Genomic DNA, 20,923 nt, shown 5'->3' on the forward strand with positions numbered 1-20,923 from the left:
TGGCGCGGCACCGAACCGCCCGCGCCACCCCATAAAACAAGGAGACACCCCATGCGATTCACCCGGCATTCCCTCGCCCTGGCCACGCTGGCCGCCCTCGCCTGCGGCACAGCCGCACAGGCCCAGATTTCCAACGACACCGTCAAGATCGGCGTGCTGACCGACATGGCCGGCCCCTATTCCGGCATGGGCGGCGCCGGTTCGGTGGTGGCCGCAAAAATGGCCATCGACGATTGCCTGAAGGCCGAATGCAAAGGCATGAAGATCGAGGTGGTCAGCGCCGACCACCAGAACAAGGCCGACATTGCCGCCACCCGCGCCCGCGAATGGCTGGATCGCGACGGGGTGGATGCCATCGTGGACATCACCAACTCTGCCGCCGCCCTGGCCGTGCAGAAGCTGGTGCGCGAAAAAGGCGGCATTGCCATGTACAGCGGCCCGGCCACCACGCGCCTGACCGACGAGGACTGCGCGGAAAACGGCTTTCACTGGATGTTCGACACTTACTCCTCGGCCTCCGGCGCGGCGGCGGCGTTGACCAAGAATGGCGACAAGAGCTGGTACTTCGTCACCGTGGACTACGCCTTCGGCCATTCGCTGGAAAAGGATGCCTCCGAAATGGTCAAGGCCAACGGCGGCACCGTGGTGGGCAGCGTGCGCCACCCGCTCAACGCCAGCGATTTTTCCTCCTTCATCCTGCAGGCGCAAAACTCCAAGGCCCAGGTGATCGGCCTGGCCAACGGGGCGCAGGACACGGTGAACGCCATCAAGGCAGCGCGGGAATTTGGCATTACCGGCGACAAAGGCACCAAAGTCGCCTCGCTGCTCATGTTCCTGACCGACGTGCATTCGCTGGGTCTGCGCCAGGCGCAGGGCCTGATGTTCTCCGAAGGCTTCTACTGGGACATGGACGACCAGACCCGCGCCTTCGCCGCCCGCTTCGAGAAGCTGCACAAGGGCTACAAGCCGACGATGGTGCAGGCCGGGGTGTATTCCAGCACGCTGCACTACCTGAAGTCGGTGGCCGCCGCCAAGACGGACGACTCCAAAGTCATCGCCCAGAAAATGCGCGAGCTGCCCATCGACGACCCGATCATGCGCAACGCCAGCATCCGCCCCGATGGCCGCGTGATCCACGACATGTACCTGTTCCAGGTCAAGGCGCCCAATGAATCCAGGGGCGCGTGGGATTACTACAAAACCGTCAGCACCATCCCCGCCGACACCGCCTTCAAGCCCCTGGCCCAGTCGGCCTGCCCGCTGGTCAAGCAGTGAACCCCGGAGCCATCATGAGTACCACCCCCACCACCATCCACCACTTCATCGGCGGCAAGCCCTACCCCTCCCAAAGCACCGAATGGCGTGACGTGACCAACCCCGCCACGCAGGAAGTCGTGGCCCGCGTGCCCTTTGCCACCCGCGAAGAAGTCGAACTGGCCGTGGCCAACGCCCACGCCGCCTTCCAGACCTGGCGCAGCACCTCGCTGGGCGCACGGATGCGCATCATGCTGAAACTGCAGCAGCTCATCCGCGAGAACAGCGCCGAGCTGGCCCAGCTCATCACCCGCGAACACGGCAAGACCCTGCCGGATGCCGAAGGCGAAGTGGGCCGGGGCCTGGAAGTGGTGGAACACGCCTGCTCCATCACCACCCTGCAACTGGGCGAGATTGCCGAGAACGCCGCCACCGGCGTGGACGTCTACAACCTGCTGCAACCCCTGGGCGTGGGCGCAGGCATCACCGCATTCAACTTCCCGGTCATGCTGCCGTGCTTCATGTTCCCGATGGCCATTGCCTGCGGCAACACCTTCGTGCTGAAACCGTCGGAGCAAGACCCCAGCTCCACCATGCGCCTGGTCGAACTGGCGCACGAGGCGGGCGTACCACCCGGTGTCCTCAACGTCATCCACGGCGGGCCGGAAGTGGCCGACATGCTGTGCGACCACCCGGACATCAAGGCGCTCTCGTTCATCGGCTCCACGCATGTGGGCACCCACATCTACCGCCGCGCCAGCGAGGCAGGCAAGCGCGTGCAGTCCATGATGGGCGCCAAGAACCACTGCGTGGTGATGCCCGACGCCCCCAAGGAACATGCGCTGAACAACCTGCTGGGTTCGGCCTTCGGCGCGGCAGGCCAGCGCTGCATGGCCAACTCGGTCGCCGTGTTCGTCGGCGCGGCACGCGACTGGCTGCCCGATGTGGTCGCCAAGTCCAAGGCCATGAAGGTCGGCCCCGGCACCGACCGCAGCGCCGACCTCGGCCCCCTGGTCAATCCCCGCGCCAAACAGCGCGTGGTCGGCCTGATCGACTCCGGCGTGGCGCAAGGCGCCAGGCTGCTGCTCGATGGCCGCGACTGCACGGTGCCCGGCTATGAAAAGGGCAACTTCGTCGGCCCCACGGTGTTTGCCGACGTGACCGACCAGATGGACATCTACCAGCAGGAAATCTTCGGCCCCGTACTCAACGTGGTCTGCGTCGATACGCTGGAAGAAGCCATCGCCTTCATCAACCGCAACCCCAACGGCAACGGCACCTCCATCTTCACCAGCAGCGGCTGGGCGGCCCGCAAGTACCAGCACGACATCAACGTCGGGCAGGTGGGCATCAACGTGCCCATCCCCGTGCCCGTGGCCTACTTCAGCTTCACCGGCTCGCGGGCCTCCAAGCTGGGCGACCTGGGGCCCAACGGCAAACAGGCCGTGCAGTTCTGGACACAGACCAAAACCGTCACGGCCCGCTGGTACGAAGACCACGGCAGCAGCAGCGACGGGGTGAACACCACCATCACGATGAAGTAAACGAATCCGCCACCGCTATTATTTAAAAAGCTTGTACCGCTGGTATGGATTGAATTTCAGGTATGAAACCATCTGAAATCCAGTCCAAATCAGCGGTACAAGCTATTTTTTTAGATGATTGCCCTTGGCTGGGTCATCTCCAGAGGGAAATCACTCCCACTCGATTATCAATAGTTGAAAATTTTACTTTAAAAACAGATAGTTAAAAAATCAAAAATCACAAAAACCATGAAATATACCATGTCATCATGCGATCCATATGATCGAAGTTTCGATCCGACATCAAGCACCGCCAAGCAAAGTTAGGCGCTTAATTATTCAAGATCAAAGAGTAATGCCAAACTTCTCGACACGAAGACGATTGATCTCACTCTCACGCCCTATTCTCTGAAGAGCAGATATGGCCTTCTCAGTTATGCTCCGCATCGTCTCATCAGCATTACTTATTCTACGGAAATAGGTCAGACCATAAACCACAAGGCGTAGCTCCTCGCCTTTTGTAAATTTAAGAATTTCATAGAAATCATCCGCACTATGCTTGTCGATGAATTCAAGTGCCCCTGGGTTCCATCCACCATTACGGACAATATCAGCTAAAACATTTTTTAATTTTAGATCGTCACTGAACTCAGCGGCCTTCTTGGCAAACGCTGCCGCCACATCTGGGTCTTCCACATGAAACGTAGGCATGAAAGGGTCTCCCGACCAAAACTCCTTACCGTCGTTTCTTTTTTCTATATAACCTTGAATTAACGTATCAACATCCTCCCCATAACCAAGGCTCTTCAACGTCCCTATCGACGCGGAAAGGTTACGTGGACTAATAGCTGCTGCGTATTCTAAGATAGCTTTTTTTAATTTTGTGGCAAACTCGACAGTATTGTCATCGAATGACTCATGATAAATATCCCATACCTTACTGAAAGCAGCATCCTGATCACTCAAAGAAAGTTGCTGAAATAGGACATCAGCCTCTCTCTTGATTCTCACAACATCATAAAGCCCGCTACGAATACCATCAAAAATAGCGATATCAAATGCATCCGCATTACGATACTCATATGCCCTGAGCAACTCAGACCACTGAATTTCCTCTGGCGTTCGTTCATCTTTGTCTCCAGAGAAGAAAGCGTAAGACCGCTCTTCTGTAATATATTCAATTGGAGGTGCGTCTCCAGGTTGATACAAGGCAAACCCGTAGAGACAAGCACTATGGATTGACTGCCTTAGAATACGTTCGTCATAACCATTGAGTATCTCTTCAAGCCTATCCGCTATTCGAAGCAATTTAAATATCGTACGGATATTCGAAATCCCTAATTTGGCCGCATACTCCCCAACCCATTTGGAATGTAGAGCTGCATTATCTCGAATTGCTATTTCAGCCGCCTCTTGTGCTGTAGGCGAGAACATAAGGTTGATGTCAATGATCTTTTCTAGCTGCTCTTTAAAATCATCCGCATCCTGCCCTTCTAGTGCCTCACTATTCAGTAACAATACGACTTTACATCGTTTTTTTTCTTTAAGAAGAGAGATCAGGCCTAGCACATCTTTGAGCGCAAGATGCTCGCTCATTCTTTCAAGATCGTCAAAACACACTATCTGATCTCGCACATCCAGAAATCCTGCCTTCTCCGCCAAACCACTATAGTCTGCGATGACTGGTATTCCTCGGATTATGCCTGCCCCAGCTCGCCACTTTGATGCAAAATGGGACAAACGTTCTGACACACTGCTAGTAGTCGCCTCGAATGGCTTCACCGTCTTAAAGGCAGCAGACTCCACTGTATTCTCGAAAAGAGAACGCCGAACATCCCCCAAGCTTTCGAGTCCAAAAAGCGACACATAAGCGTATCTGGATGGGTACGCATTATTATTTTTAAATTCTTCAGCAAGGAGCGTTTCCCAAGTATGAGTTTTTCCAACGCCCCACCTACCTCTTAAGCAAAGAGCCAGTCTATCTTTATCGCCGAGGAAGCGGCGAATTTCGCTCTTAACCTGCTCTATACTCATTTTCATCCCTCCTCTTCTGATTTTTTATTTCTCTAGATGCGGCAATAGAGTCTGCCCCTCCAATTTTTCGCTGTGATACCGAGCCATGGCCTCGATTACAGCTTCCCCTTCTCGCAGCCCATACAGCTCCCGAGCATTGGTAGTAGAGATGAACACTGGCAGGTCGGCACTTGGGCCTTCATCGTCGAGAAAAGTAGGCTCATCAGGATTCATAGCTTAACTCCAAGAAAATATTATTGTTACATGACACAATGAAATCTGGCCATCTGAACGGTAGATGAGATGAGAAAAGAATTGACGACATCGCTTGCCAAGCGAAAACCTACGGTATCGAAGCGACGTTACAACTTAGATGAACTGTTGGCCGAGGCCGAAACTTCTGGTGCCTACCCCCTTCCCCCTGAGGAACGCGAATGGGTCGATGCTTCATCTGTGGGCTGGGAATGGCCAAACGACGAGGATTGAAAAGGGCGACCGCCTGCCGCCCTTTTGTCATATGCTGAATTACTCAGCAGCACGCTTGTCGTAAGGTGCTCATAGCCTCCTGAAAATCTGCCCTGGTTGCCCGGCCCGTTTCAGCCTGGTAGTACACCACCATGAAAGCGTTAGCGACGGCTTCGGCCAACGGCCCAAGGCTCCGCGCTTCCGCTTGGTCGATGTACTCCAAGGAAGCAAGGATAGATGCCGCCTGATGCACGACATGTCCTGGTTCGATAATATGTTGCGTTGTCATGACTCACCTCTCTGATAGGTGTTGATTGAAAGTGCCGGGCTGGTTGTGGCCAGCCCGGTGCGCCTACAGGTACAGCCCCGCCGCCTCTGCGAATGCCGACCGCTGGTTACTGCGCGTCTTGCCCTCGATGCGGACTGGCTTGGCTTCGATCTCTCGCATAGGGTCTGGCCGTGCCACAAAAGCCGCCGTTTCTGCCTCTGCATCAACCACCTTCGATTGATCGCCCAGTGGCGAAACAAACGCTTGGCCAGCTTCTTCCCTTGGCGTTTCATCCAGAGCCGCCAATGCGGCCATGTAAAGTGGTGTCGTCATTGTGCTAACTCCTGCCTTCGTTGCTATCGGTACCAGAATCGCCGCCCAAGCTGTTGCCATCGAACTGACCGGATTGGCCTGCTTCTTTCGGCTCCATGCTTTCGCGTATCGAAGCAGCCAGCTTCCCACCTGTGGTTTCGCTCATTCGCTCCTGGAACCCCTGCTTCATTTGAGAACCGACACCCTTGGCCAGCTCGGAGGCCGTGCCTGTGGCCAGCTTCGTGGCCCTGGCAAAACCGCCACCACTTGAACCACTGCTGCTATCACCAAAGCCAGCAGCTTGGGCAAATGGGCTACTGCCAGCAGTACCCGCTTCACCACCACCGCTACCGCCACTGTTGATCACTGACCCCATACTGGACATATCTCCACCGGCACCTATACTTGCTGATGCTTTCTGGAATGCTGCCTGGATGGCGGATGCGCCGCCCGCCGCCCCGGTAGCAGCGCCCATCATTGCTTTACCAGCCATTGCCGCGCCGCCAGTAGCCATACCAGCCGCAGTCATAGCCGCCCCAACTGCTGCCCCAGCGCCGAAGTTGCCAATACCGCCGGCAGCGCCAATGCCTCCACCGGACACAAGACCCGAAATCATGGGCGGAACCTTGTTGACCAAGAAAAGCAAGATGACCGATATAACCAACATCACAGCCAGTTCCTGGGATGCCATGTTCTCGCTAATCTGTGTGTAGTAGTGATTGATGAACTCTTTGCCGATCGCAACAAGTAGCACCATTGCCATGAGCTGTGCAGCCAAGCCGAGCACGGTCTTGTAGTAGTTGATCGCCATGTCGGAAGTCCAACGCGATCCACCAAAGCCAAGGAAGAACACGCCGGCGTACAACAGAATCCAGGCCGATGCGAGCAACAGCAACAGGTTGACTGCGATCAATGCCAAGACAAACAGAACTGCCAGGGCCATTAGCTCCATAACTAGGGCAGTTGCCATCTGCCGCCATCCCAGCTCCGATGTAGCCTGTACTGTGCGGTTGTATAACTCGAAGCCAAGATCAAGGACACTGGAAGGCCCAAGATTACTACTGGAAAGTCCCCCCGCCTGTGCGCCGAGGGTTTGCAATGACTGAACAATCGTACCGGCGATATTCATACCCTGGTTCGCATTCGTCAGCAGCCACCAGAAAAAGCCGGTGAAGATCGTGAATCGGACGAACTCTGCGAAGAACTCGCCAATGTCGGCCTTGCGCAAAGCCATCATGCCGAACGTCCAGACCATCGAAATCACCACCAGCGTCCAGAACAAACGCGATGCAGCGGACTGAATAGCCGGCCCCCACGTTGCAGCAGCATCATGAAAACGCTTGAGCACATCATTCATAACGCCGCTGCTACTAAGCTCCTGCGCCATTGCAGGTTCAGCCAGCACCACTGTGGCGACCATCATCCAGCCGCCTAAAGCAATTTTCTTCCTCATGGCGACCACCTCAATAATCATCTTTAGGGCTGGGCTTGAACTCCCACTGGCGCATCTGCTTGGCCTTCTGGAATGCTCTGCATTCCTCGGTAAAAGCCGCTCGGTTCGCTTCGCTGCGCATTTCATTCAGTGCTGCTTGGAATGCATCAGGGGCGCACGTCGCCGCGTTTGGTTCAGGCATCCTTTCCTGTTCACATCCAGCCAACAACAGCACCGCAACAGCCGCAGTAAATAAGATTTTTTTCATCGCACCATCTCTCTAGTAGTTGTCTGCCGGACTCGGGCGAAACGTCCAGGTACGCATTTGCTCGGCCCTGGCATCACCTCGTGCCTCGGCATCGAGTTCTGCCGCAATCCGGGCCGCCTCTGCATTGTGTTGGGCGGTCAACATGGTGCGAATCTGCAAGAGCTGGTTGGCCTGCTGGCTGGCAAGCTGGTTGGCGTAGCCGATGGCCTGTAGCTGACCAGTTGCACCCTGGGCCGCGCCTTGCAGCCGTTCCAGGGTACGGGCGTCATCCTTCAAAGCCTTTTGCTGGTCGGCCACGGTCTGAAACAAGGCATCGTTGGCCTTCTTTTGCGACTCTGACGCCAGGCGGCGGTTTTCAGCCATTGCGGCGCGCTCTGCATCCGTGCATCCGCCGCTGCCGTTGAAGCACGGCGAGCTGCGGTAATAGGTCACGTCCTGAAACTTGGCCAGGTAACGATCCAGGCTGCCTAGCTGGTTTTCGTAATAGGCCAGCGTGTTTTGCGCGGCAATCAGTCGGTTAATCGTGGTCTGCGCCTGATCCCAGATATACGCGGCCGGGGCCATCGTGTTCTGTAGCTGGTTTTCGTACTGCTGCAATTGGGTCTGGTACTGCTCAATCTGCTTGAGCGTCTGCGCTACAGACTCGATGGCAGTCATGATGTTCTGGGTCAGGTTGCCGCCGTCGATGACGGGGATACCGGCCTGAACAGGGGTGATGGTAGTGGTGATAAAGCCGGTTGCGAGCGCAACGGACAGGGCTGATTTAGCCGCTAAAAGGCGGACACGTTTCATGGTCGAGTACCTCTCGATGTGATGAGTTAGCTATTGCGGCTAATCTGCCCCACAACGCCGTTACTGCTGCGCTGCTGTGGGGTTGGGCCATCACGAGACAGTTCGCCAAAATCTGTCTAGGTACCCGCCCGGGTCGACACCGTCACGCCCTTGCAATTTTTTGTTGAGTTCGGTGTGTGTCGTGCAACCCTGCACGAAATTACTGCTTTGTTACGTTACTTCTTTGCTGGTTTTTCCAGGCCAACGGCTCGGCCCATTTTATCCAAATCCAGCGGTTGAACTGCTGCGGTCAATATCTCGCGTATTTCCGCCTCGGTGCTCCGGTTGTTCAGCGCCGCTCGAACTTTCAGCGCCTGGTGCACCTCATCGGGTAAATTGCGAATGTTCAAATTTGCCATTCTCTTACCTTTTGGTGTGCCCGCTACCAATGATAGCAAAAACAGCGAAATGCAAAAGCACTAACGGCCCCGCCCTTTGCGCTGCTTTGCTTTTTCCTTCTTGGCGTTCAATTCCGCTTGCAGCTTAGCTTTACGCCGTTCCAGCTCGCCCGGCACGGGCGCTGGGGTAGGCGCGGGTTTCTGCGGTGTAACCGCTGCCGCTGCTCCCTCGATCTGCAACGCTTCGGCTTGAGACAAGGAGCGCAAACGGCCCGCCCTGGCCACCATCGGCGGAATCTTGCCGACACCTGGAACACCGGGCTTGCTGGTCACGCTGAAATTGTCTTGCAGCAGTGCCAGGCGGCGCTTTTCCAGGGCTGGATCAGCAAACGTAATGGGCAGCTTGCCATCCACGGCGGCCCGGATCGCCTGGGCCTTGAACTCGGTTGTACCGTTAACGGTGATGCGGCTGCCGTACCGCTCTGCGGCCAGCCTCAAGGCTTCCTGAACGCCGGCGCGGTCGATGCCGGTCGAGACTTGTAGCCGGTCACCGTCATCCCTCACGGCACTGGCACCGGCCCGGTAAATGATCGTGCCCGTCTTGGTGATGTTGTCGATCACCGGCGCATGGCCGGGCTTCGCCTGACCTTGCCCTTTGACCGTGTTGCCCTTCAATCCCTGGGCGGCCTCTCTGGCCCGCAGGGCAGCCAGCGCCTCGCTGTTGCCCTGGGTAGCCTCTTGCTTGAGCCAATCGGCCCACTGGCGGCGCTGGTGGCCCTGGTGCAGCCGTTCACGCTCTTTGGTGTATTCCTTGTATATCCCGTCCAGCTCGGCGCGTAGCGTCACACTGGTTTGTGAATACAGCAGTTTTTTGGCCATCCGACCGCCACCGGCCAGCTTGATTGCTGCCCGCTTTGTGGCGGCCTTCTGTTTGGCAGCGACCACGGCCCGCTCCTTACGCCGCTTCGCTGCGGCCAATGCCTCGGCCCTGGTGGAGGTCAAATTCTTCTGCTCATCCTTGTACCTGGCATAAAGCTCGGTGGTGTCAGCGCGTGACCGTACTGGCTTCTTTTGATACTGCCGCCTGGGCGGCTTCTCCTGCTGATCCGGTGATGCCTCAAAGGCTCCCAGCCGCTTTTCCAAGGCAGGCTTGGACAGATCGCGGGCCAGGGTGCTGGGCTTGACCATCATTCCGTCATCGGCCCGGATCACCAGCCCGTTACCCCTTGGCGTAATCTCCAGACCGTTATCACGCATGACCTGGTGCAGCTCCGTCCAGGACTGCGCCGCCTTGATGTCGTCCAGGCATTCGCGCTTGATCCAACCCACCAGGCTTTCAACGCCTGCATGGCGCTCCATGTCGGCGGCCCTCGATGCCGCCCCGCGCTGCTGCGGTCGGTGATTATCCGCTTCCAGGCCATAGTCCCGCTCCAGCGTCTCGCACAAGTCGGCCAGCGCCAGGTGCGGATAGTACGGCTCGTGTATCGTGTGCCTGGTCGGGTGAATCTTGTTGATGGCAATGTGGATGTGCAGGTTATCGGTGTCGTTATGCACGGCGCTGATACGCTGGTGTTCGCCGTAGCCAAGTCCGGCGCAGATGCGTTCCTCAACCGCCCGCAAGGTGTCAGCATCGGGCTGCTCGCCAGCACGGAAGCTGACGATCAGGTGATAGGTCTTGTCGCTCTTGGCCCGCGTGTTCGTGTGCTGGGTCGCCAGAATCTCGGTGATGGCGTCCCGCACCGACCCAGCATCGCAGTTGGTGATCTGCACCAGACCCAGCCGATGATCCTTGTTTTGCGCGTCAGTGACGTAGTTCACCAGGCCGGCAAAGTCGGACTTGCCTAGCGAACGCATGGGTACATGCTTGGCGATCATCAGCCAGCCTCCGATTTTTTAGCGGCTAAAATTTTCAAGGCTCGGCCCTCGGCTGCACCACGGATTTCATCAGCCGGCTCATTTCCGCCTGGGTAGCCTCGATGCGGCCCAGCAGGGCAAGAATCGTGGCATCACCGAAACGGGCCGTGCGCGGGTCGTCGGTCAGCCATAGCTTGAGCAAGCCGCCCAGCCTGCCCAAGTCGCCATTGACCCGCACCAGCTCGCGCACGTACTCGTAATCCATGACACCCTTGATCTGGTAGCCCTGGCCCACGTCGCGCAGGTAACGCGCAACGCTGATCCCTGCCATCCTGGCGTTCGCCTCGATTTCGGCCCGCTCTTCGGGCAGGCAGTACACCTTGATGGGCGGGCTGTTTTTGCGCGTGATTTTCTTTTCGTCGTCCATTCATCCTCCGGCCTACCGGTCGAAACAGCCTCGCAGAGCAGGATTCCCGTTGAGCACCGCCAGGTGCGAATAAGGGAAAGTGAAGAAGGACAACCCGCTTGCGGGTGGGCCTACTTCACACATCCTGCCCGCGTCACAGCCGCGTTTTCTGCACGTATGCAGGTTGGAATTCATCGCTATTCCGTCGCTATTTATCTGCGATTGCTCCGCAATCGCTGCACAATCGGCAGAATCGCGCTGTAATCGTGAAAAATCGGCATAGAATCGCGATAAAAACGGAATCTCCAACCGATTTCCTACCGCTTCCCAGCGTGCGAAACCAATACTTTCCTTGCACTTTCCTCGCACTCGAAAAAAGCCAAGTTGAACACCAAGGGAAAAGCCATGCCACCGCCCCTCAAGTGTCAACAAAGCATCCTCGATGCCGCCGGCATTCAGTAGTAAGTGACTTCCAGCCGACCCTTCAATGGGGCACGATGCGCTTCTGTTAGCGCGGGCCGGTGATCTTGTGGCCGCCGCACTCCGTTGATGTTGACACTTGAGGGGCGGCCTGGCCGTAGTCGGTAAAGCTCGATGACTCGCAGCTGCCTCCCTTCCCCTCCTGGCGTTCAACCATCGGCCTCTGGCCGATTGAGCAAGTCCGTCAGGACTTGATCGACAAGGTGCAAGCGACCGCCTCAAGCGGGCGGTTACACCGCCTGGATATCCTGAAATATCCTGAACATCCTGCCAAAACAGCAAAAAATCGGGCCGCTGTGGCACGCTTCCGGGCCGCTGTGACACGTCTTCGGGCCGCTGTGACACGTCTTCGGGCCGGTGTGGCACGCTATTGGGCCGCTGTGACACGCTTTACCCTATCTGCGGCATCTATTTCGATGCCGATTTCGATCAACCCAGCGGCATCGTCCTTCAGCCTTCGCCGATAATTTCGCAGTGTCATGCTGTTGACGGCCTCGCCTCCTACGGCACGAATCAAGGTGTCCAGATGCCAGCCTCCTGCCGGGTCATGTCTGTGGGTGAGCACATGCCGCGCAAGCGCCTGGCTGATCCCGTGTTGCAGCCGAGCAATAGGGGCAGGCGGGTAGTACAAAGACAAATCCCTTTCCAGCAGCATCACCAGGGCGACTCCCAGCCGGACACGCCACAAATGGCGCTCACCGCCGGTCAGCGGATCACGGCGGGTCATGGGTGATGGCCTAACGTGGTCAATCAGGCCGCCAATGATGCTGTCACCACTGCGCTCCATTTCCGGCGTCACGATTTCTACCGTGGCAGCCCGCAGGTCGGTCAGCAGCTTCTTGATACGGTCGTGGCTGTACTGGTGATCGGATAGCATCCGGCGCAGCTTCGCCGGATCAATCAGCAGCTCGATGCCGCCGTCCGATATTTCGCGGCGGCGCTCCGCCACATACAACATGGATTCCACAATATCGGCATGACGCTGACCCAGCCTGCCGGTTACACGGCATCGACCGAAACCGGTTTCTATCCACTGCCCCGCACGATCCCGTGGGCGCTGGCTGGGCTGATAGATCATCACTCGGGCCTGCAATGCCGTGCTGGTCGGGGCGACCTGATTACCAGTTGTCATTGCCGCCCCTCGCTACGGATTTCAATTTCGCGGGCGGCTGTCGTTTCTGCCGTTCAAGTACAGCCGGCTTGAGGACGCCGCCCTCGTGCCGTCTGAACCAACATTCCTGAAAAGGCGCACCGTAGTTTGCTTTGCTGACGCCATAGCGGACGAAGAACCCCCGCTGCCCCTCATCAACACCCCATTCCTCGGCCTCGGCCTGCGTCATGCCGGACAGATACGACTGCCAGCGGATGTTATCGACCAGCACCGATGATCCACGGCTGGCCTGCTGTTGATCGCCCGCGCCCGCCATCGACGCACCCTTGTTAGCGTGGTGCAGAAACACAATGGAGCAACCAGTATCGGCGGCTATGGCCTCCATGCGACCAATGACCTGTGCCATAGGCCCGCTGGCGTTCTCCTCCTCGATATGGAAACGGCGAAGGGTATCCAGAACCATCAGACGATGACCCTCGGCAGCCCGTTTGAGACCTTCGAACCAATCACGGGCCATGATGTTGGGGCATTTGCCAATCAGCGGCTCGATTACCAAGCCATCCGCCACGGCTTGCCGCTGTTCGGCTGTGAGGTGTGCGCCAAGGGCGTGCAAACGGTGGTGGATCGCGACAGGTGGGTCTTCGGCTGGCAGGTAGAGCACCGCGCCGGTGGGTAGTTCGCCCACTTCCAGCAGATCAGGGCCGCCAGCAATCTGCGTAGCCAATTGCAGGATCAGCATGGACTTGCCTGCACCGCCGGGTGACACCAGTGCGCCAACCGTGCCGGCAACCATATTTGGTAAAACGTAATCAATCGGTGGCGGCGGTTCGGCGAAGGCCGCCATCAGGTCAAGGGCCATATCAACCCCTCACGTCGCCAGGCCGATCCGCCTGAATGCCTGACGCTTTACGCGCTTCGATCCACTCTTCGACTTCCGATAAATCCCATGCGACATTCCTGCATGTGAGGGCGATACGTCGCGGAAACTCCCCTCGTTGCTCTAGGTTGTAGATGGTCCGCGTCGAGAGCGGAATGATCTCCAGGAGTTTTTTCCTATTGATGAGTATTTTGCTGGTTGCAGCCTGCATGGCCCGGCCTCCAATTGCTAACGAGTGCCTTATGGTGCCTAGCAATTCAGATTTCGACGGCGCTATAATTACCAAAAGAGGTTGACGCCATGAAAAAAGAAAAGACCATAACCATCTGGGAAGGATGTGACGCCGGAATCTCGAAAGCCATCGAACACTTTCAGGATCGCTGGTGCTCTTACTCCACTGCTTCGCGGCGCTACCCCATCAGGAGATTGATACAGGAAGTCATTGATCCCGCCGTAGCCACATACATGAAAACTCTCCCCGCACGCTATTCGGGCTTCGTTTCCGGTGTCGGGGCAGGAATGGACTTCAGTGAGACCATTCGATTGGTCGGGTTTGATACGATGGTTCGCCTGCAACGGCAGTTACTGCGCCATTTCATCAAGACAGAAGACAGGCAGGACTCAAGGGATCAACGCTTTGTTGCAACCATCGAATCACTAACTGGCCTAGTTTGGGACTGTGCGTGCAAGCGCCCCAAGAAATCGACCACCACAACTGGCGTCAATCTAAACGCGCAACGCAAACACGGCTTTTGCGAACTATGCGGAGAGCTCACCGAGTTCGCCGACTTCATGGCAACGGTCGCTGACAAGCAAGTCAATGACATAGAACTGCAAGACCACAAGAAACTGGAACTCAGTCACCAATACTGCGCCAAGCATAGACCCATCTTGGCGAATGGCAGCCGAAACCCCGCTTATAGACAAGCAAAGCGATCTCTCGCGCAATTCAACCTCGAACTTGACCGACTCAACCGTCAGTGTGCGAAGCGTGCCACGTCGCAAGCTGCCTCTGGCGACCCGCTGGTGGATCGCTACTTCTACCACCTCATGTTGAGCCAGACCGTACAGTCAGCCGACAAAGGAGAGCTGCGCAACCAAGCTCGCTTGATGGTGGACTCGAAGCTATCAGACCGAAAAAAGCAAATACTGATGCTCCAGTGGGACGGACTCAATCAATCGGAGATAGCGCGAAAACTGGGCATCGAACGTCAGGCAGTATCGAAAGCGCTGAAATCATTGGCCTCGACGCCCCGAATGTTCCAGCTGAAGGAGTAGAACGCCAAGGAAAATTTTAGCGGCTAAAACTTACTGACCAAGATTTGCTCCGGGTGCCTTGTCAGACAGAAAACGACCCAGAGCGGACAACCATTAACGCCTCAAACATCAGCGCAGCTTTGATTTGTTAGATTTCTTCTAACTTTCGTTTCAGTGGATAGCAGTTTTTAACCACTTTGTTAATCTCTTCATCCGTAAAGCCAATAACCTTCAAAAAATGTAAGTTAAAAATCACTTCGATCTTCATACAAAGAACCCACAGATCTCTACCCTTTGCTGACTCAGCATGTAAATTTTCACTGTAGTGAGTTAAGTAGTTTCTTGTGTCCACTATCTTCCTTAGGAGCTTGCTTCTTTCTTTACTTGTTCCAAGATGATCTTTGAATGGCTCAATTATCTTCTTTATTCTTTTTCCGAGATTAATTTCGTTGCCATGCATTAATCTCCCCTTAAGCCAATCAAGATGCTCCTTTGGGCATCCTTTAAGGATTTCTGAAACTAAGGCTTCATAGGACTCTTTACCCATTAACGTTTCACTGCTGGTTCTTCTATGATATGTTTCAAGCCCTTGCGCTAAAGCTAAAAACTTACCGTCAAGATATTTTTGAGCTCCGGTTTTAGTGGAAAAATATAACCCCAGTGCAGGGGACAAATATTCGTAAGCGTTTAGCCAGTTATTAAACACTTGTTGAGCATTGGTTTTAATCGCACCAAAATTGAAAAGCATGTCGTGCCAGCTTTTTTTGGGTGCCTTCTCAGAAAATGGAATGCTTTGATAGTAGATTGAAATTGGAACAGGGTATTTTTTATCATCGCCACCATCACGTAGTATCTCGGGTGTCGTTGCTGAAACATTTTTAAGACTGACAATTTCATCCATCGCAAAACACATAAGATTCGTTATTTTAAAGGCAATGGATGTGAAATCGCTCAACTCACGTAGTTCTTCTGACTCAAGCCGAAAATAAGCTCGCTGAGTAATCTTGGCCTCTGTCAAGTTTGGGAATCCCGGAAGGGTATATGCAAAGCAAATCTCAAGCTTCATTCCGTTGCTTAGTTCTATGCTTATTTTTTCCGGTGGTTCATAGCTAATCGTTGCTTTTCTTGTGTTCCAGTCGCTATCTACGTTAATACCGCTTATTCCAACCCACTCATCCAAGCAATCGACTGAAAATGAAAAAGTATTGAAAGATAATTTTTCATCTTGATCCCAAGCTGCGCCACCCAACACCTTATTCACTAAAATATTTGACTTGGAAATACCGCCAAAAGAAAAATTCTTTTTGGTATAGAAGCAGTCATCAAGTGTTACTAAACCATCTTTTTCAACATGGCCAATAATTCGGCTTAAATCATGATCGTCGCTCAGAGAGTTCATACCCTCATCGAAGTGCCCGACTATTTCCAGCTCTATCCTCCCTCCATCGTCGATTGACAATATCCCCGGGATTTTACTTTCCTCCTTATTAGGTAACCAGAAGTACCCAGTTTTTTTGTATTTTTCTTCAATTCTCATGACAAGGCCCAATCAAATCTAACGACCAAACTAAGCCCACCGCAATATGCGGGTCGGCTTGAGCGCCGGATTAGACCCAGCGCAAGAAAAAAACGTGACCGTACAAGCCACTGACTGCAAAAAGCCAAGGATCAAATGACTGCTTCTGGCCGAAAGCAGTAGTTGAAAACTCATCTCAATCGCGCTCGACAACATGTATCAATGACCTTTGAATTCAGAGAAAAATCAGCGAGCACGTCCAGCAGTCCATTCATCAATCATGTTCGCCCAATCCTGCAACATCGCCGCCCGCTGCTCGCGGTATTCCGCCTTGTTGTAGACCGCCCTCACACCCTTCTGCTCATGCGCCAGGCACTTCTCGATCCAGTCGGTGTTGTAGCCGGCCTCATGCAACAGCGTGCTGGCTGTGCGCCGCAAATCATGCGGCCCGAACTTGGCAAGTGACTTCCCATCTTTCTGCGCCGCCTTGTAAGTCAGCGTCAGCACCTGGTTAAGTGTGGCAGCGCTCATCGGCGCATCCGAGTCGTACCGTGATGGCAAAACGAAGTCGGAACCACCAGCAAAGGTTTTCAGGGCAATGAAAATATCCAGAGCCTGCTGGGACAGAAATACCAGGTGCGGGTTACGGCGCTTCATCCGCTCCTTTGGAATCGTCCACAACGCTTCGCTGAAACTGATCTCACTCCAGGTCGCATTGGTCAGCTCGCTCTTGCGCACCATCGTGAGCAACAACAGCTTGGCCGCCGCACGATTTGTTGGGCTTGTACCTACCCGCTCCATGTACTGATACATCAGTGCAATTTCGTCAGGCGTCAACGCTCGGTCGCGTGGCTCGAATCGGGCGATGCTGGTTGGCCGCACCAGCTCCGCCGGGTTTTCGACCTTCTGCCCACGCTCGGTTGCCCAGCGAAACACTTGCATCACGATTTCACGCACATGAACGGCGGTGGCCGGTGCGCCTCGCTCGACGATGGCATCGGTCAGCGCACGCAAGTCCTCATGGGTGATCTCCACCAGCTTCTGATTGCTGAATTTCGGCTTCAGCTCGCGTTCATAGACTGAACGGCGCATATCGCGGGTGGAGTCGGCCATCTGGTAGCCGCGCAGCCACTTTTCCGCCCAGGCACCGAACGTCTCTGCATCCTTGACCCGCGCCTTGTCTCGGGCCTTCTCCTTGGCCGGTGACTTGCCCGCCGCAACCATCTTCTTGGCGTCATTCAACTGCTCACGGGCTTCGGCCAAGGTGATGCCACCGACGCCATAGCGGCCAAAGGTGATGGTCTCCTGCCGTCCGTTGATTGAGTAGTTGTAACGGAACGAGATGGAGCCGGCTGGAGTCACGGCCACATAGAGACCTTCTCGGTCATTCACCTTGTAGAGCTTGTCCCTGGGCTTGAGATTGCGCAGCTTGGTATCGGTCAGCATGTACCTTGTCCCTCTTCGTTTTCGATACCATGCTGAAAAAACGCCAAATTTATAGTGCTTTTTCTATAAAGAACAACAACTTAGTAAAATTCAATACCATGAAAATACAAAAAAGAGCTGCATGGTATCGGCTTCCATCATGGCATCGTCAGTCGATAGTACCAGCTTTAATGCCATGCTCAAACGGTGCTTGGCGCTTCCTGCCGTTGCCAGATCGTGCCAGACTAAAAAATAAAAAAGCCCGCAATTACGCGGGCTTAGCAGATTTTTATGCCATCAAGTGCCTGGCCGTGCCAGACGCGGGATCATTCCCACTCTATTGTTTCCCGCTTTGTAGTGGCTTGATTTATAAAGGTTTTATTACCATCTGCGGGATTCGTACCAGCACACGTACCATCATATTATCTTGATACAAATTGCCTGTTATTTCCTGCATTTGCGGCAACAATACCACGCAAGCTAGGCACAAGCACCAAGTCGCCCAGAACGCCCTCTACTGTGCGCTGCGCGTTGCAGTGTTTCGCATACGCCAAGAACGACGCCACCCTCTGGCGAACGTGCTCCAGCTCCACCTCTCCGTGATAGAACTGGCTTGCCAGCTCCCGGAAGTCTGCGCGCGCCCGCTTGATGTTTCTCTTGCGCGGCAGGATATGCGTCGGCCAGATTCTGTATCCGCAGAAGTCCACGCCACGCTGCCACGGATGAACAGCCGTCTTCGGATTCAGATGCAAGCCCAGATCACCTACCACCGCCTCCATCACCTGCATAACCTCTTGGGCTGCATGCTTGGTAGGCAAAACGGCAATAAAGTCGTCCATGTAACGGACGTAGTGCCGCAGGCCCATATCATCTTTGGCGACGTGATCGAGCCTGTTCAGAACGATGTTCGCGCCGAGCTGACTGGTCAGCGCACCCACCGGCAAGCCCACGCCGTTCTCGTGACCGTAGCCCGCCACGATGCGCCGCCACAGCCAGAGCACGTCCGGGTCGGAAATGACGCGCGCGGCCTCACGCATGAGTACGTCATGCCGGATGCTGGCGAAATACCTGCTGATGTCGGCCTGCATGACGTAGATCCCGTCGCCATGGTTGCGCTTGGCTACCCGCAGGAAGTGCTGCACACGCGCGACCGCGCGCTGGGTTCCCTTCCCTTGGCGGCAGGCGTATGAATCGGAAATGAACCGGCGCTCAAAATGCGGGCCTACGACGCCCACCAGGGCGTGATGCACCACGCGATCAGCGAACGGTGGCGCTTGGATGGCGCGCAGCTTCGGCTCCCGCACGACAAATTCGCGCTGCGGGCCGGGCACCCAGGTTTTGCCGGTCAGCGCATCCTGAATATCGAACAGGTTGGCTTCCAGGCTCTCGGTGAACTGCAAAACGTCTGGCCGGTATCGCTTGCTGCGACGGGCCTCAAGGTAGGAGCGGTGAAGGTTATCGAATTGAGTGACGTGCGACCATAGGCCGGTGATGGTCTTCGGCATGAGAATCCTGTTGGGGTGGGTGCAGACGCCACCACGTTCTCCGGCTTGCCGGATACTGACCGTGGCGTCCTGTTCATCTTTGACAACATGGTCAGGACACAGGCCCCAAAGGAAAAGCGCTGGACGGCAGCCCATGAGCTGCCCGCCTTCTGGCTGAATCGTTTGCGAGACGACCACCGATGATCGGGTTGGAGATCTCCGCGCCGTTGTTGACGTTGAGATGGAAGAGGCCAGCGTTGCCGCCGTTGCCCCAATTGCCGCCGGAATAAGCCCATGCCCATTTCTTTGACGGTACAGGCGCTATTGCATGGCCTTCCCTCCCTCGTTTTTTATCCAGGCACCGACCATCCGCCCTATTTCATTCGTGTGGCGCATCCACACTTCAAGGCGTTCGGTGTTGATATAGCCAAGCCGGTGGGCCTTTCTTATGAGGCCGCGAAACACCTCTATCTCCACGTCCAGATCGAAAAGCGCTGCTGCCTTCTGCTTGCGCTTCCAAGCCACAACCACCTGGCGCATCACCTTGTTCATGGCTCCCCGCATTTCGGCGCTCAACAGGTGGCGCTCTATCCTGGGGAACTGGTGCAGCACGGTATGCGTGTATGCGTCCAGCTCTTCCAGCTTGGTCATCAACCTCATGTGCGCGTCGCTCACGGCTCCCGACCCTCGCTGCGGCTAAATAAAACGCTGGCCAGCAACTTGTTGCGCAGGCCGAAGGTTTCCGCGTGGCTGGCGTGGGCAATCCACGACACGACGGACTCGCGGATTTTCGACAGCTCAACCTTGCCCGCTGCATATCGCTTGCGTAGATACTTGAGCGTCCGCGACATGCGAGAAATTGAGCTTTTTCTGATACGCCGGTGTGTCGTCCATATCCGGTAGCCAAGAAAATCCAGTGCGCGGCCACGGCGCTCGCCAACCGGGAACACCTGGGTTTTCGCATTCGTCTTGAGGCGCAAGGTATCCCACAGAAATGCCTCGATCTTCGCCCGGAGCCGGTGCAAGTGCTCCTTGTCGTGGCTGGCAATCATGAAATCGTCCATGTAGCGCACGTAGTATTTTTCGCACAGTCCGTGCTTCACGAACTCATCCAGCTCATGCAGATACAGGTTTGCAAAAAGCTGCGATGTCAGATTCCCAATGGGCAGCCCAACCGGATTCGGGTCGCCCGGCACCGCCGTCGAGTCGATGATGCTATCCAGTAGCGTCAGCGTCCGCTTGCACCGGATGCGACGGCGCAGCAAGCGTTTCAGGATGCCGTGGTCGATGGAGTAAAAGTATTTGGCGATGTCAGCTTTCAGCACGTAGACATGGCCGTGCTCCCGCTTCACCTTGCGCAGCATCTGCTGGGCGCGGTCGGCGCCGCGATGCGTCCCCTTGCCGGGCCGACACGCAAAGCTGTCATGGATGAACCGCCGCTCCCAGATCGGCTCAATGGCCGCCACCATCGCATGCTGAACCACTCTGTCGCGGAACGGCAGCGCGGCCACCGTCCTTTGCTTCGGCTCATACACCTCGAAGGTTCGATACCGTCCCGTCTTATACATGCCCCAGATCAGCTCGTTCTGGAGCTGAATCAGGTTGCCCTCAAGGTCAAGCTCGAATTGCTGAACTTCCCTTCTGTCACGCTTGCCGCGCCTGGCGCGGATATAGGCCGCGTGAAGAGCCTCGAAGCTGTAAATCTCTGGATAAATGTTGCTGTACGTCTTAGCCATAACACCACAAACCAGCCCCGAAGGGCGGCGGCTGCTAGGGGTCGCTTACAAAGCTACTGTCTAGGGCCGCCTG

General features: G+C 55.7%; 22 protein-coding genes. 4 read left to right on the top strand and 18 right to left on the bottom strand.

What is annotated here, in order from left to right; all coding sequences use genetic code 11:
* Window positions 1-51: 51 nt before the first annotated feature.
* Window positions 52-1,275 carry an ABC transporter substrate-binding protein gene (locus ACFO3A_RS00670; RefSeq protein ID WP_377723042.1) on the top strand — a complete coding sequence of 408 codons (1,224 nt, stop codon included), beginning with the start codon at window positions 52-54 and terminating at the stop codon, window positions 1,273-1,275.
* A gap of 14 nt (window positions 1,276-1,289) precedes the next feature.
* Window positions 1,290-2,798 (top strand): CoA-acylating methylmalonate-semialdehyde dehydrogenase, encoded by a 1,509-nt coding sequence (locus ACFO3A_RS00675; protein ID WP_377723044.1) that lies wholly within the window; start codon window positions 1,290-1,292, stop codon window positions 2,796-2,798.
* A gap of 324 nt (window positions 2,799-3,122) precedes the next feature.
* Here the strand turns inward: ACFO3A_RS00675 and ACFO3A_RS00680 are convergent, their stop codons facing one another.
* From ACFO3A_RS00680 to ACFO3A_RS00740, 13 genes are all read right to left on the bottom strand, one after another.
* Window positions 3,123-4,817: a P-loop NTPase fold protein gene (locus tag ACFO3A_RS00680; RefSeq protein ID WP_377723046.1), complete on the bottom strand. Its 1,695-nt coding sequence runs from the start codon at window positions 4,815-4,817 to the stop codon at window positions 3,123-3,125.
* Between the two features lie 18 nt (window positions 4,818-4,835).
* Entirely contained in the window at window positions 4,836-5,024 is a 189-nt protein-coding gene (locus ACFO3A_RS00685; protein ID WP_377723710.1) for a hypothetical protein, read from the bottom strand.
* A gap of 295 nt (window positions 5,025-5,319) precedes the next feature.
* Window positions 5,320-5,544, bottom strand: a complete 225-nt coding sequence (locus ACFO3A_RS00690) for a type I toxin-antitoxin system ptaRNA1 family toxin (protein ID WP_377723047.1) — start codon at window positions 5,542-5,544, stop codon at window positions 5,320-5,322.
* Window positions 5,545-5,607: 63 nt separating this feature from the next.
* Window positions 5,608-5,856: a hypothetical protein gene (locus ACFO3A_RS00695; RefSeq protein ID WP_377723048.1), complete on the bottom strand. Its 249-nt coding sequence runs from the start codon at window positions 5,854-5,856 to the stop codon at window positions 5,608-5,610.
* Between the two features lie 4 nt (window positions 5,857-5,860).
* Window positions 5,861-7,288, bottom strand: a complete 1,428-nt coding sequence (trbL, locus tag ACFO3A_RS00700) for a P-type conjugative transfer protein TrbL (RefSeq protein WP_377723050.1) — start codon at window positions 7,286-7,288, stop codon at window positions 5,861-5,863.
* A 10-nt stretch (window positions 7,289-7,298) separates the two neighbouring features.
* Complete coding sequence (gene trbK, locus ACFO3A_RS00705) at window positions 7,299-7,535, bottom strand: entry exclusion lipoprotein TrbK (protein WP_377723052.1); 237 nt, start codon at window positions 7,533-7,535, stop codon at window positions 7,299-7,301.
* Between the two features lie 12 nt (window positions 7,536-7,547).
* Complete coding sequence (gene trbJ, locus ACFO3A_RS00710; RefSeq protein ID WP_377723053.1) at window positions 7,548-8,327, bottom strand: P-type conjugative transfer protein TrbJ; 780 nt, start codon at window positions 8,325-8,327, stop codon at window positions 7,548-7,550.
* Between the two features lie 215 nt (window positions 8,328-8,542).
* A complete protein-coding gene (locus tag ACFO3A_RS00715; protein ID WP_377723055.1) occupies window positions 8,543-8,725 on the bottom strand; it encodes a FitA-like ribbon-helix-helix domain-containing protein in 183 nt (60 codons plus the stop codon).
* A 60-nt stretch (window positions 8,726-8,785) separates the two neighbouring features.
* A complete protein-coding gene (gene traI / locus ACFO3A_RS00720) occupies window positions 8,786-10,579 on the bottom strand; it encodes a TraI/MobA(P) family conjugative relaxase (protein WP_377723057.1) in 1,794 nt (597 codons plus the stop codon).
* Window positions 10,580-10,613: 34 nt separating this feature from the next.
* On the bottom strand, window positions 10,614-10,985 hold the full coding sequence (traJ, locus tag ACFO3A_RS00725; protein WP_377723060.1) for a conjugal transfer transcriptional regulator TraJ: 372 nt from the start codon (window positions 10,983-10,985) through the stop codon (window positions 10,614-10,616).
* Between the two features lie 826 nt (window positions 10,986-11,811).
* A complete protein-coding gene (locus tag ACFO3A_RS00730; RefSeq protein WP_377723063.1) occupies window positions 11,812-12,576 on the bottom strand; it encodes an ABC transporter ATPase in 765 nt (254 codons plus the stop codon).
* On the bottom strand, window positions 12,563-13,414 hold the full coding sequence (locus ACFO3A_RS00735; RefSeq protein WP_377723065.1) for a helicase RepA family protein: 852 nt from the start codon (window positions 13,412-13,414) through the stop codon (window positions 12,563-12,565). Before ACFO3A_RS00735 ends, ACFO3A_RS00730 begins: the two co-directional genes overlap by 14 nt.
* Before the next feature lies 1 nt (window position 13,415).
* Window positions 13,416-13,643 carry a helix-turn-helix transcriptional regulator gene (locus tag ACFO3A_RS00740; protein ID WP_074685503.1) on the bottom strand — a complete coding sequence of 76 codons (228 nt, stop codon included), beginning with the start codon at window positions 13,641-13,643 and terminating at the stop codon, window positions 13,416-13,418.
* Window positions 13,644-13,732: 89 nt separating this feature from the next.
* Here ACFO3A_RS00740 and ACFO3A_RS00745 point away from each other — a divergent pair, with 89 nt between their 5' ends.
* A complete protein-coding gene (locus tag ACFO3A_RS00745) occupies window positions 13,733-14,710 on the top strand; it encodes a LuxR family transcriptional regulator (protein ID WP_377723067.1) in 978 nt (325 codons plus the stop codon).
* A gap of 127 nt (window positions 14,711-14,837) precedes the next feature.
* On the opposite strand, the gene ACFO3A_RS00750 is transcribed toward ACFO3A_RS00745, so the two are convergent.
* Window positions 14,838-16,226, bottom strand: a complete 1,389-nt coding sequence (locus ACFO3A_RS00750) for an ApeA N-terminal domain 1-containing protein (protein ID WP_377723069.1) — start codon at window positions 16,224-16,226, stop codon at window positions 14,838-14,840.
* 225 nt (window positions 16,227-16,451) lie between these two features.
* On the bottom strand, window positions 16,452-17,651 hold the full coding sequence (locus ACFO3A_RS00755; protein WP_377723071.1) for a tyrosine-type recombinase/integrase: 1,200 nt from the start codon (window positions 17,649-17,651) through the stop codon (window positions 16,452-16,454).
* Window positions 17,652-17,656: 5 nt separating this feature from the next.
* Between ACFO3A_RS00755 and ACFO3A_RS00760 the strand changes: the two genes are divergently transcribed.
* Window positions 17,657-18,061, top strand: coding sequence for a hypothetical protein (locus ACFO3A_RS00760; RefSeq protein WP_377723073.1), 405 nt, complete (start codon window positions 17,657-17,659; stop codon window positions 18,059-18,061).
* Here ACFO3A_RS00760 and ACFO3A_RS00765 read toward each other — a convergent pair.
* From ACFO3A_RS00765 to ACFO3A_RS00775, 3 genes are all read right to left on the bottom strand, one after another.
* Window positions 18,053-19,135, bottom strand: a complete 1,083-nt coding sequence (locus ACFO3A_RS00765) for a reverse transcriptase domain-containing protein (protein WP_377723075.1) — start codon at window positions 19,133-19,135, stop codon at window positions 18,053-18,055. The genes ACFO3A_RS00760 and ACFO3A_RS00765 overlap by 9 nt on opposite strands.
* Before the next feature lie 300 nt (window positions 19,136-19,435).
* Window positions 19,436-19,765: a diversity-generating retroelement protein Avd gene (gene avd / locus ACFO3A_RS00770; protein WP_217705045.1), complete on the bottom strand. Its 330-nt coding sequence runs from the start codon at window positions 19,763-19,765 to the stop codon at window positions 19,436-19,438.
* Between the two features lie 20 nt (window positions 19,766-19,785).
* Window positions 19,786-20,850: a reverse transcriptase domain-containing protein gene (locus ACFO3A_RS00775; protein ID WP_377723077.1), complete on the bottom strand. Its 1,065-nt coding sequence runs from the start codon at window positions 20,848-20,850 to the stop codon at window positions 19,786-19,788.
* Between the last annotated feature and the right edge of the window lie 73 nt (window positions 20,851-20,923).

This window comes from Comamonas nitrativorans, from assembly GCF_042654765.1.
Taxonomy (GTDB): Bacteria; Pseudomonadota; Gammaproteobacteria; order Burkholderiales; family Burkholderiaceae_C; genus Comamonas; species Comamonas nitrativorans.

Coding starts and splice junctions, on each gene's coding strand:
- ACFO3A_RS00670 (WP_377723042.1), top strand. CDS start 52: ATGCGATTCACCCGGCATTCCCTCGCCCTGGCCACGCTGGCCGCCCTC.
- ACFO3A_RS00675 (WP_377723044.1), top strand. CDS start 1,290: ATGAGTACCACCCCCACCACCATCCACCACTTCATCGGCGGCAAGCCC.
- ACFO3A_RS00680 (WP_377723046.1), bottom strand. CDS start 4,817: ATGAAAATGAGTATAGAGCAGGTTAAGAGCGAAATTCGCCGCTTCCTC.
- ACFO3A_RS00685 (WP_377723710.1), bottom strand. CDS start 5,024: ATGAATCCTGATGAGCCTACTTTTCTCGACGATGAAGGCCCAAGTGCC.
- ACFO3A_RS00690 (WP_377723047.1), bottom strand. CDS start 5,544: ATGACAACGCAACATATTATCGAACCAGGACATGTCGTGCATCAGGCG.
- ACFO3A_RS00695 (WP_377723048.1), bottom strand. CDS start 5,856: ATGACGACACCACTTTACATGGCCGCATTGGCGGCTCTGGATGAAACG.
- trbL (WP_377723050.1), bottom strand. CDS start 7,288: ATGAGGAAGAAAATTGCTTTAGGCGGCTGGATGATGGTCGCCACAGTG.
- trbK (WP_377723052.1), bottom strand. CDS start 7,535: ATGAAAAAAATCTTATTTACTGCGGCTGTTGCGGTGCTGTTGTTGGCT.
- trbJ (WP_377723053.1), bottom strand. CDS start 8,327: ATGAAACGTGTCCGCCTTTTAGCGGCTAAATCAGCCCTGTCCGTTGCG.
- ACFO3A_RS00715 (WP_377723055.1), bottom strand. CDS start 8,725: ATGGCAAATTTGAACATTCGCAATTTACCCGATGAGGTGCACCAGGCG.
- traI (WP_377723057.1), bottom strand. CDS start 10,579: ATGATCGCCAAGCATGTACCCATGCGTTCGCTAGGCAAGTCCGACTTT.
- traJ (WP_377723060.1), bottom strand. CDS start 10,985: ATGGACGACGAAAAGAAAATCACGCGCAAAAACAGCCCGCCCATCAAG.
- ACFO3A_RS00730 (WP_377723063.1), bottom strand. CDS start 12,576: ATGACAACTGGTAATCAGGTCGCCCCGACCAGCACGGCATTGCAGGCC.
- ACFO3A_RS00735 (WP_377723065.1), bottom strand. CDS start 13,414: ATGGCCCTTGACCTGATGGCGGCCTTCGCCGAACCGCCGCCACCGATT.
- ACFO3A_RS00740 (WP_074685503.1), bottom strand. CDS start 13,643: ATGCAGGCTGCAACCAGCAAAATACTCATCAATAGGAAAAAACTCCTG.
- ACFO3A_RS00745 (WP_377723067.1), top strand. CDS start 13,733: ATGAAAAAAGAAAAGACCATAACCATCTGGGAAGGATGTGACGCCGGA.
- ACFO3A_RS00750 (WP_377723069.1), bottom strand. CDS start 16,226: ATGAGAATTGAAGAAAAATACAAAAAAACTGGGTACTTCTGGTTACCT.
- ACFO3A_RS00755 (WP_377723071.1), bottom strand. CDS start 17,651: ATGCTGACCGATACCAAGCTGCGCAATCTCAAGCCCAGGGACAAGCTC.
- ACFO3A_RS00765 (WP_377723075.1), bottom strand. CDS start 19,135: ATGCCGAAGACCATCACCGGCCTATGGTCGCACGTCACTCAATTCGAT.
- avd (WP_217705045.1), bottom strand. CDS start 19,765: ATGACCAAGCTGGAAGAGCTGGACGCATACACGCATACCGTGCTGCAC.
- ACFO3A_RS00775 (WP_377723077.1), bottom strand. CDS start 20,850: ATGGCTAAGACGTACAGCAACATTTATCCAGAGATTTACAGCTTCGAG.